Consider the following 10,427-nt stretch of genomic DNA (forward strand, 5'->3'; position numbering starts at 1 on the left):
TGCCAGCCATTAACTGCCCTTGATGGCTCGTGGCCCATCGGCAGGGTGGCACGGCACTTGAAACGTCTTGCGGTCCTCTAGCCTGAGCGCTGTCAACTGACCACCCCACAGACACCCCGTATCCAAGGCATAAAGATTGTCACGCTGCTGCAAACCCAGCGCAGACCAATGCCCGAAAATCACGGTAGAGTCCACCGACTGCCTCGCAGGTACATCAAACCACGGCATAGTGTCGGCAGGCATATCCACCAGCTCACCCTTGAAATGAAAATCCATCTCGCCGTCCCGTTTGCATACTCTCAGGCGTGTCATGGCATTGGTAATCATGCGTAGACGATCCATCCCTTGCAAACCGTCATCCCAGCGCAATGGATAATTGCCATACATGTGCGCAAGAAAGCTATGGTAGCCATCTCCACGCAAAGCAGCCTCAACCTCGTGCCCTAGTTCCAGTGCCTGCCCGGCCTCCCATTGCGGTAACAAACCAGCATGCACCATCACCAACTCACCATCAGCATGTATCATCGGGCGCAGACGCAGCCAATCCAATAACTCTGCTCGATCAGGGGCGTCAAAAATAGGCTGCAAAGTATCACTACGATGGGCGCGTACAAAGCCCTCAGCTACAGCTAATGTGTGCAAATCATGGTTGCCTAGCACCATCACTAGGCTGGATTCATTTGCCTTGGCCCAACGCAGGGTTTCCAACGAACCAGAACCACGGTTGATCAAGTCACCCACCAGCCAGAGCTGGTCTTTGGAAGCATCAAACTGGATAAGATCCAGCAGGGAGAGAAGGGAGTGATAGCAGCCTTGGATATCACCTATCGCATATGTAGCCATGAGCTGCTATTTAAGTGAAAAATACTTGAAAACAATACAGCGATTACTCGCTCTTTTCATCATCTGCCGCTGGCGCAGCTGGTGCCTCATCATCAGCATCATCTTCACTATCAGCAGACTTGGCAGCGGCAGTAGCTTCAGGCTTTTGCTCCACAACAGGATCATCAACCAAGCCAGACTGGATACCAAAAAACAAACGCGCCACGAGGAACAGTACCAATAATGGCGCAAACAAAGTGCCCAGTGCTGCTAGGATGAATTGCTTCTTCGTTGTTTTCGGGAAATCGTATTCGTGCGCGCTCATACCAACCAAACCTATCTTTAAAACAGGGAAAATGCCAAGGATTATACTCAATAAGCCCCGTCCGGGAAAAGGTTATACAAGGACAAGCATGTATTCATTTGCTATAATCCGCCTCCTAATCAAAATGCGCCCGTAGCTCAGTTGGATAGAGTGTTGGTTTCCGAAGCCAAAGGTCACAGGTTCGACTCCTGTCGGGCGCACCAACCACACATTACTCCTTGATTCTCATACGCTCTTAACCTCTAAAAGAGTTAAAAAAACACGTGGTTACCTTTCTGGATATATTTCAATACTATCCACAGAATGGAACCTCAGGACATAGCTTACCGTCAGGCTTCTTTCACACAGCAATTGTGTGGTGAGAGATAATAGCCCCCTCACTTTTTGCACTACGCTGGAATTCCCCAATGGAAATTAAGGTCAATTTTCTCGATAAGCTACGCCTTGAGGCCAAGTTCGATGACTTCACGGTGATTGCAGACCAGCCTATCCGCTATAAGGGTGATGGTTCGGCTCCCGGCCCGTTTGATTACTTTTTAGCCTCATCAGCCTTGTGTGCAGCCTATTTTGTAAAGTTGTACTGTAGTACTCGCAATATTCCTACCGACAATATCCGTCTTTCCCATAACAATATTGTTGATCCGGAAAACCGTTACCAACAGATTTTCAAAATTCAGGTTGAGTTGCCGACGGATATCTCCGACAAAGATCGCCAGGGTATATTGCGCTCCATTGACCGCTGTACCGTGAAAAAAGTGGTGCAAGCCGGCCCGGAATTTATCATTGAAGAAGTCGCGAATCTGGATGCAGACGCACAAGCACTACTGGTGATGAACCATGCTACCGATACGAGCACTTATATCACCGGCAAGGATCTACCTTTAGAACAAACCATCGCCAACATGTCAGGCCTATTGGCAAGCCTGGGGATCAAGATTGAAATCGCGTCATGGCGCAATATCATTCCCAATGTGTGGTCGCTGCATATCCGCGATGCGCACTCGCCCATGTGTTTTACCAATGGTAAAGGCGCGACCAAGGAAAGTGCACTGGCGTCAGCCTTGGGAGAGTATATTGAGCGGCTAAGTAACAACCATTTTTATGCAGGTACGTTTTGGGGAGAGGATATCGCCAACGCGGCCTTTGTACATTATCCAAATGAGCGTTGGTTTAAGCCGGGTCGTCACGATGCACTGCCAGATGGCATTCTGGATGAGTACTGCCTGCAAATTTACAATCCAGATGGCGAATTACGTGGCTCACATCTGATCGACACTAATTCTGGCAATGTGAAACGTGGTATCTGTGCATTGCCCTACGTGCGGCAGTCTGACAGCAAGGTTGTCTATTTCCCATCCAACCTGATCGAAAATCTTTATGTCAGTAATGGCATGAGTGCTGGCAATACCTTAGCCGAAGCACAGGTGCAATGCCTATCGGAAATTTTCGAACGAGCGATCAAGCGTGAAATTCTAGAAGGTGAAATCGCATTGCCGGATGTACCGCAGCAAGTATTGGCGAAATACCCTAGCATTGTAGCCGGTATTCAAGGCCTGGAAGAGCAAGGATTTCCGGTACTGGTCAAGGATGCATCACTAGGTGGCAACTACCCGGTCATGTGTGTCACCTTGATGAACCCACGCACAGGCGGTGTATTTGCCTCGTTCGGCGCACATCCCAGCCTAGAGGTAGCGCTGGAACGCAGCCTGACGGAATTATTGCAAGGGCGCAGTTTAGAAGGCCTGAACGATTTGCCGCAACCCACGTTTGCCAGTGAAGCCGTCACGGAACCCAATAACTTTGTAGAGCACTTTATTGACTCCAGCGGTATCGTGTCATGGCGATTTTTCAGCGCCAAGGCAGATTATGAGTTTGTAGAATGGGATTTTTCACACCAAGGTGAAAACGCCAATGCCGAGGAAGCAGCGACCTTGTTTGGCATTCTCAACACCATGGGCAAAGAAGCTTATATGGCGGTGTATGACCAGCTAGGTGCAACTGCTTGCCGGATTCTGGTGCCAGGTTATTCAGAAATATATCCAGTAGAGGATTTGGTCTGGGATAACACCAACAAGGCCTTGCTGTTCCGTGAAGATATCCTGAACCTGCATAGACTGGACAATGCCAGCTTGGAAGCACTGCTGGAACGCCTGGAGAATAACGAACTAGATGATTATGGTGATATCGCAACCTTAATCGGTATCGAGTTCGACGAGAATACCGACTGGGGTCAGCTCACCGTCCTAGAATTAAAGCTGCTGATCCACCTGGCCTTGCAGCAACTTGAAGAAGCGCATGATCTGGTGGGTGCCTTCCTGCAATACAACGACAACACGCTGGAGCGTGGGTTGTTTTACCAAGCCCTGAATGTGGCATTGGAAGTGGTGTTAGATGATGATTTGGCGCTTGATGACTATGAAACCAATTTCCGCCGGATGTTTGGCAATGTCAGGATGGATGCGGTTATCGGCTCAATAGAGGGCAAAGTGCGCTTTTTCGGCTTAACCCCCACCAGTATGAAACTAGAGGGCCTAGATAGGCATCATCGCTTGATCGACAGTTACAGAAAATTACATGAGGCTCGCGCCAGGATGGCAGCTACAGCCAGTGAGTAATAAGCATCTGGCTTTTTTCTCTCACCCTCAACAGACATCCCAAAGTAGGTGCTATTCGCCTGGGTATCATTCAGTAACCTGCCGAATATAGGCCAGGGAGTTCCGATGTGGAGGTGCCGCGAAGGTACTCCTCCGCATCAGACCCTTCCGGATTCGCCTCGTGCTTATCCATGCACAAACCTTTTGAACTATTGTTCATCTGGCCTATCTTAATTTTGGCCCCCCTTAACTCCATGTGCACACAACAAAAAGGAGATTGATCATGGCCGATGTTCCGCATCCACAATCCCCATTGCTGCCAGAACGGCTATTGCACGGCACGCCGCATAATCATCCTATCGAGCATATTTTTGGGATTTCGCCACAGCTTCCTTGCCTAGAAAGCGAAAAGACCTTGGTGCATTTTGTTTTGCCTCCCTGGAGCAAGGAGACTGACTGGGAGAAGGATAGGCAGGCACGTTTTATCGAGAATATTTTTCTTGGCGTCCCCATTGGCTATTACGTGATTCATGCCCCGCAATGGCGCACCAGTGGCGTCAAACCGATGTCAGGGTGGTTATTGGATGGCACAAACAGAATTACCGCCATACGTGACTTTGTGGCAAACAAAATCAGTATCTTCAATGGCGTTCTTCATGATGATTTGGATGAATTAACGCGTGAGCGCAGGTTCTACCACCAGCCATTCCCTTGCTTTGAGTTACCTTACACCAATGACTTGCAGCAGTTAAGGTCAATATACGAGCACCTTAACTACGGCAAAATGGAACATCATCCCAGGACATATAGCCATCTTCTAGTGAAGTAGCCTGATCTACCCTGAATGCGTTTGCATCAGTGCTGTACTCATGTCGCGCATTCACTGTAGATTGAAAATTGAAGTGAGTATTGAAGCTGTGGCAGAATCGGGAGTAAGCAACATAATCAATAAGAAAAACCAGCCATGCCAGCAGAACTATCAGACGAAACCATTAGCCTAGCCAAAGAAAGAGCTAACTATGCGGGCTTTGTGCCTGTACACCAGAATAATGACTGCATCAGGATCGCCTATGCATGGCTGGATGCCCAGACCAAGACCGCCAACCTGCGTGAAGTCCCGGTCAGCCAACGCGGCCTGATTCGCTCTTGGGGAGGTGCGTTGGTAATGTACGCTGACATTATCGTGGCAGCGGAACTACACCCCGAAATTCACGGCACTTATCCCAACCTCAACCTCTCGAAAGAGTTGACTTTACCTGACCAGGCTAGGCTTGACCGTATTGTCGGAGCCAATGTTCATCCAGGGTTGCAGCAATTCGAGCCCTCTCGCTTTTACACGCACCACGAAAACCTAGCATAACCATAAAAAAAGAGTCATACACCCACTGGGTGATGACTCTTTGAAGAAGCTCCATGATTGCATGAGGAGCAGGCATCGCTCATAAAAAGCTGATGTCATTGTGCCTGATCCCGCATTGATAGCACTATTCTCCTGAAGGGCTACTCCATTAGGAGTAGAACAACTCCTTCGCGACCAATCAGGCCGGCATGATAAAAAATGCCAGGCCATCACAGGAAGTGATGAAGCCTGGCGAGGGACCACGTCAGTACAACACAGGGGGGAAACTAGAACTGGGATACTCCAGGAATCCAGCTAGTACCTGCCAATGGCACCTTGGCCATGGCAGAAGCTTCCAGCGTCAGCGCCACTAGATCTTCCGGCTCTAGGTTGTGTAGGTGCGATTTTCCGCATGCGCGTGCAATGACTTGAGCCTCCATCGTCATCACGGAAAGATAATTCGCCAATCTACGGCCTGCCTTGACCGGATCAACACGCTTCATCAGCTCAGGGTCCTGCGTAGTGATGCCAGCGGGGTCCTTGCCCTCATGCCAATCGTCATAAGCGCCAGCAGTGGTGCCAAGCTTGTTGTATTCCTCTTCCAGATGCGGATCGTTATCGCCCAGCGCGATCAGTGCGGCTGTACCAATGGCTACTGCATCAGCGCCCAGTGCCAGCGCTTTCGCCACATCAGCACCGTTGCGAATACCACCGGAGACAATCAGCTGCACTTTGCGATGCATGCCTAGATCCTGCAAAGCCTGCACTGCCGGGCGGATGGCTGCGAGGATGGGAATACCCACATGCTCGATGAACACTTCCTGCGTGGCAGCAGTACCGCCCTGCATGCCATCCAGCACCACGACATCTGCACCAGCCTTCACGGCCAAGGCCACATCGAAGTAAGGACGGGTCGCGCCAACCTTCACGTAGATAGGTTTTTCCCAATCAGTGATTTCGCGGATTTCAGCAATCTTGATTTCCAGGTCATCAGGGCCAGTCCAGTCAGGGTGGCGACAAGCGGAGCGCTGGTCCACGCCTTTTGGCAGGCAGCGCATCTTGGCAACGCGATCGCTGATCTTCTGGCCCAGCAGCATGCCACCACCACCTGGTTTCGCACCTTGACCAATCACTACTTCAATCGCATCCGCCTTGCGCAGGTCGTCTGGGTTCATGCCGTAACGTGACGGCAGGTATTGATATACAAGAATCGAGGATTGACCACGCTCTTCCGGTGTCATGCCGCCATCGCCCGTTGTTGTGCTGGTACCTACAGCGCTTGCACCGCGGCCAAGTGCTTCCTTGGCGGGGCCGGACAAGGCACCGAAGCTCATGCCAGCGATGGTCACTGGCGTCTTAAGGTGGATAGGCTTCTTGGCAAAGCGATTGCCGAGAATGACATCGGTACCACATTTCTCGCGGTAGCCCTCCAGTGGATAACGGCTTATGGAGGCGCCTAGGAACAACAGGTCATCAAAGTGCGGTAGCTTGCGCTTGGTGCCGGCACCGCGGATGTCATAGATGCCGGTAGCCGAGGCACGGCGGATTTCCGAGATAGTGTTCTTGTCAAAGGTCGCAGAAAAACGCGGTTCAGTGTGCGGGATTTTTGGCGTATCGCTCATGATTAGTAGTCTCCTGCGTTATCTACGTGGAAGTTGTACAGCTTGCGGGCGGAGCCCAGCAGCGTGAAGCTGTCAGGGTCAACATCGGCATGACCGGATTCTTTCAACAGATCAACCAATATCTGGCGCGCTTCGGCATCCATGGTTTTCACTTCGCAATCAGAACCTAGGCTCTGGATGGTGCCGCGTACGAAAATACGGGCCTCATAGAGCGAATCACCGAGCGCTTCGCCAGCATCGCCTAAAATCACCAAATTACCAGCTTGTGCCATGAAGGCAGAGAAACTACCCACCGAGCCACCCACCACGATATTGACGCCCTTCATGGAGATACCGCAGCGCAAGCCTGCATCGCCATCGATGATTAATAGACCACCATTCGCAGTCGCTCCAGCAGCGTTAGAGGCAAAGCCCTTTACATGCACGCGGCCGGACATCATGTTCTCAGCAACACCGGTACCAGCACTGCCCTCAATCACCACATTGGCAAATTGGTTCATGCCTGCTGCGTAATAACCCGCATGGCCTTCAATCACCACATTCACGTCGGCCTTGAGGCCAACCGCAATATTGTGGGTACCGCCTGGGTTAGTGATAGTTACTGTCTTGCCATCCAGCTCGGTTGCATCGCTATGCAGATACTGGTTCACCTCGCGTAGCAGAGTTTTTTCCAGGTCGAAAGTTACAGTTTCCATACGTACATCTCCTTTGGTGCAGGCTCGAATACCTTGGCATTCTTGATATCAGGCAAGTGAGCCAAAGAACGGAACTCGGAAGCAATCGCCACATAGTCATCATGCTCGGCTACGATCGCTGGCTTACAAGCAAACGGGTCGCGCACCAGCGCCAATTGGTCTTTGGTACCCATCAGCAGGGTGTAGAAACCATCCAGTTCGTCAAAACCATGTTCCAGCGCTGTCTTGAGGTCATCGCCCTCGCGCATGCGCCATTGCAGGAAGCGGCACGCAGCTTCGGTGTCATTATCGGTCTCGAAGGAAATGCCTTCGTGCTCCAGCTTACGGCGAATGCTATGTGCATTGGAAAGGGAGCCGTTGTGCACCAGGCACCAGTCCTCGCCCGCCGTGAACGGGTGAGCGTGCGATGGGGTGATCGCAGATTCTGTCGCCATACGAGTATGGCCAACCAGGTGGCTGCCGGATAACTTCGAGAAGTCATAACGGCTGGCAACCTGGGCTGGCGTGCCGGTGTCCTTGTAGATGTCCATCAATTGACCAACGGACAACAAATGCACCTGGGGATAATGTTCCTTGAGCCAGGCCTTGAGCGTATCTGGGCTGATACCAGTAGTCACCACAGCGTGGTTCACCTTCACTTCCACCTTGGCATCAGCCTTCAGGCCGTTGTTGAGGTCTACACTGAGCTTGGCCCAGTCGAACTCAGGCGCAGCGCAATACAGGCTGAACTTGCGCTCGCTGCTACCTACCGGGGCGCCAAAAATCGCCAGGCCAGCGGAATCCGGGCCGCGCTCTGTCATGCCGATCAGCATGGGCAGCATCAACTCACCGATATTGGCCCGCATTTTCTGGTTTTTCACCAGCAATCCCACGATTCCACACATGATGTTTCTCCTTACAAAAATCCAGAATTCAGCATCTAGTTACAATGCACATTAAAAATTCGCTTAAAAGAACTCGATATAGCGATTGATTTCCCAATCCGAGACATGGCGCTGGTAATCAATCCACTCTGCACGCTTGAGCTTGATGAACTCGTCAGTCAACGCATGGCCCAACGCATCGCGTAACACCTGGTTAGCCTCAAACTTGTCCAGCGACTCATTGAGGTTTTGCGGCAGGATGCCAATACCTTGCTCCTTCATCTCGGCCAGGCTGAGGTCGAACAGGTTGCTCGAATGACCAGCACCAGGGTCAAGCTTGCGCTCCACACCATCCAGGCCAGCCGCGATCACCGCCGCAGTTGTCAGGTATGGGTTACAGCTACCATCTGGCAAGCGCAACTCCAGGCGACCATAAGGAATGCGCACCATGGTCGAGCGGTTGTTGTTGCCGTAGGAAATATAAGCAGGTGCCCAAGTAGAGCCAGTCAGTGATTGGCTCACCACCAGGCGCTTGTAAGAATTCACCGTAGGCGCAGCCAGGGCAGTCAATGCCGGGGCGTGATGCAAGATACCGCCAAGGAAGTGATACGCCAGCGGGGAAAGGCCATGGCCTGTGCTATCGCCATCGTCATGGAACAGGCTTTTTTTGCCATCACCAATCGACATATGCATGTGCATACCGTTACCTGGGCGGTTGCCGAAAGGCTTGGGCATGAAGGAGCAAGTCATGCCGAGCTCATTAGCAATATGGCTGGCCGCCATCTTGAACAGAATGTAGTCATCAGCACTTTTGAGGCAATCGGCATAGGTATAGTTGATCTCGAACTGGCCGTTGGCATCTTCGTGATCAATCTGGTACACATCCAGCCCGGCCGCGATCAATGCCTCGGTCAACTTCTCGAGGAACACCGCTTGACGTGTCATGCCCTTGTAGTCGTAGCAAGGCTTTTGCAGGGTGTCGCTCTCGTCACAGGGATGCAAGCCACCTTTCTCATCACGCTTGAGTAGTGAGAACTCTGGCTCCAAACCGGTATAGAGCGTCCAGCCATGTGCAGCCAGGCGTTCGACTTGCTTCTTGAGCACCACGCGCGAATCATATTCATAAGGCTTTTGGTCGACATGCCCATCGCAAATAATGCGCGCATAGCCTGGCTGCCAGGGGATGAGGCTCAAGGTAGATAAATCGCCCACGGCCATGTAATCCGGCCCGTTCGGCAAGATGCCCATGCCCCAGATCGCACCACCAGCGAACCCCGCGCCTCCCTTGAGGATGGATTCAAGATGGGCTGTAGGCACCGACTTCACCTTGGCGACCCCGTGGATATCCACGAACTGCGCCAGCACGTATTTCACGTTGTGATCAGCCAGGAACTGCTTCGCAGCTGCCAAATCCTGCGCTGGCGTGCTGGGCTGATACGTGAATTTTCCATCTACTGTCTTCATAAACTAACTCTCCGAGTCCGATTGAATTTTATGGATAGGCCGCGAAATAGCGCCCTATCCCGACGGGTCCGCCGTTGTGCTCGTGAGCGATGCCTGCAATCACTTCCCACAAATATGGACCGTACGAACTATCGCACCACAGCCTGAAATGGCTCTCCTCCTCCAGGTCCTGGTGCATCAGGACTACGCTGACCCCGGCGAATTGCGTCATAACGACGTCTTGTGCGCCTAGGGCCGCGCGAGTTAAATCAATGGAACAAACTTCTGAAAACAACACCTGCACCGCAGCGCCGCTCATCGCGAATGACGCTTCAACATGCGGTACCGGATATACACCCTTGGCCCCTGCATAGGCTTGTGCCAGCCTTTCGCAGCTTGTGCCTCCCGGCGCATCCTCAATGAGGAACTCGCTATTGCCCAGCCGTAGCACCAAGCTGCCATCCTCGCTGCGTACCCAACTATTGGCACTTGGCGGGATGGTTACGCCTTGCCCGGCTAGCCACTGGGCAGCCTGTGGGCCCTTGACGCCAAACTTGCGTAGCAGGCTCGCATCAGCGATTCCCACATTCTTTTTTCTACCCTCTTCCAGGGTCTTGTCGGCAAAGTGAGTCACGACTTGCATCTGATCAATGACACCCCAAGCACCCTGCTCATGATGGAGCGCATGCGCGACTGGGGTAACTAACTTTGTGAACATCGGCGT

The 10,427-nt window shown here is 52.0% G+C and carries 10 protein-coding genes and 1 tRNA gene; 4 read left to right on the plus strand and 7 right to left on the minus strand.

The features are described 5' to 3' along the window. Positions 1-9: 9 nt before the first annotated feature. Complete coding sequence (locus LG202_RS00325; protein WP_230346452.1) at positions 10-843, minus strand: symmetrical bis(5'-nucleosyl)-tetraphosphatase; 834 nt, start codon at positions 841-843, stop codon at positions 10-12. Between the two features lie 43 nt (positions 844-886). Further along, positions 887-1,147 (minus strand): hypothetical protein, encoded by a 261-nt coding sequence (locus LG202_RS00330; RefSeq protein ID WP_230346453.1) that lies wholly within the window; start codon positions 1,145-1,147, stop codon positions 887-889. Positions 1,148-1,273: 126 nt separating this feature from the next. Here LG202_RS00330 and LG202_RS00335 point away from each other — a divergent pair. The 4 genes from LG202_RS00335 to LG202_RS00350 all read left to right on the plus strand — a co-directional run bounded on the left by LG202_RS00335 (position 1,274) and on the right by LG202_RS00350 (position 5,101). Beyond that, positions 1,274-1,350 (plus strand) — tRNA-Arg (locus tag LG202_RS00335). 204 nt (positions 1,351-1,554) lie between these two features. Further along, positions 1,555-3,762, plus strand: coding sequence for an OsmC domain/YcaO domain-containing protein (locus LG202_RS00340; protein WP_230346454.1), 2,208 nt, complete (start codon positions 1,555-1,557; stop codon positions 3,760-3,762). Between the two features lie 262 nt (positions 3,763-4,024). Then, on the plus strand, positions 4,025-4,570 hold the full coding sequence (locus LG202_RS00345; RefSeq protein ID WP_230346455.1) for a DUF262 domain-containing protein: 546 nt from the start codon (positions 4,025-4,027) through the stop codon (positions 4,568-4,570). Positions 4,571-4,705: 135 nt separating this feature from the next. Beyond that, positions 4,706-5,101 (plus strand): hypothetical protein, encoded by a 396-nt coding sequence (locus tag LG202_RS00350; protein WP_230346456.1) that lies wholly within the window; start codon positions 4,706-4,708, stop codon positions 5,099-5,101. Between the two features lie 266 nt (positions 5,102-5,367). Here LG202_RS00350 and LG202_RS00355 read toward each other — a convergent pair whose 3' ends face one another. From LG202_RS00355 to LG202_RS00375, 5 genes are all read right to left on the minus strand, one after another. After that, positions 5,368-6,702: an FMN-binding glutamate synthase family protein gene (locus LG202_RS00355; RefSeq protein ID WP_230346457.1), complete on the minus strand. Its 1,335-nt coding sequence runs from the start codon at positions 6,700-6,702 to the stop codon at positions 5,368-5,370. A gap of 2 nt (positions 6,703-6,704) precedes the next feature. Continuing rightward, a complete protein-coding gene (locus LG202_RS00360) occupies positions 6,705-7,397 on the minus strand; it encodes a GltB/FmdC/FwdC-like GXGXG domain-containing protein (protein ID WP_230346458.1) in 693 nt (230 codons plus the stop codon). Further along, positions 7,385-8,281, minus strand: a complete 897-nt coding sequence (locus tag LG202_RS00365; protein ID WP_230346459.1) for a class II glutamine amidotransferase — start codon at positions 8,279-8,281, stop codon at positions 7,385-7,387. The genes LG202_RS00360 and LG202_RS00365 overlap by 13 nt, the downstream gene beginning before the upstream one ends. Before the next feature lie 63 nt (positions 8,282-8,344). Further along, positions 8,345-9,724 (minus strand): type III glutamate--ammonia ligase, encoded by a 1,380-nt coding sequence (gene glnT / locus LG202_RS00370; RefSeq protein ID WP_230346460.1) that lies wholly within the window; start codon positions 9,722-9,724, stop codon positions 8,345-8,347. A gap of 28 nt (positions 9,725-9,752) precedes the next feature. Beyond that, positions 9,753-10,421: an aminomethyltransferase family protein gene (locus LG202_RS00375; RefSeq protein ID WP_230346461.1), complete on the minus strand. Its 669-nt coding sequence runs from the start codon at positions 10,419-10,421 to the stop codon at positions 9,753-9,755. Positions 10,422-10,427 lie beyond the last annotated feature (6 nt).

This window comes from Methylobacillus methanolivorans (assembly GCF_054588515.1).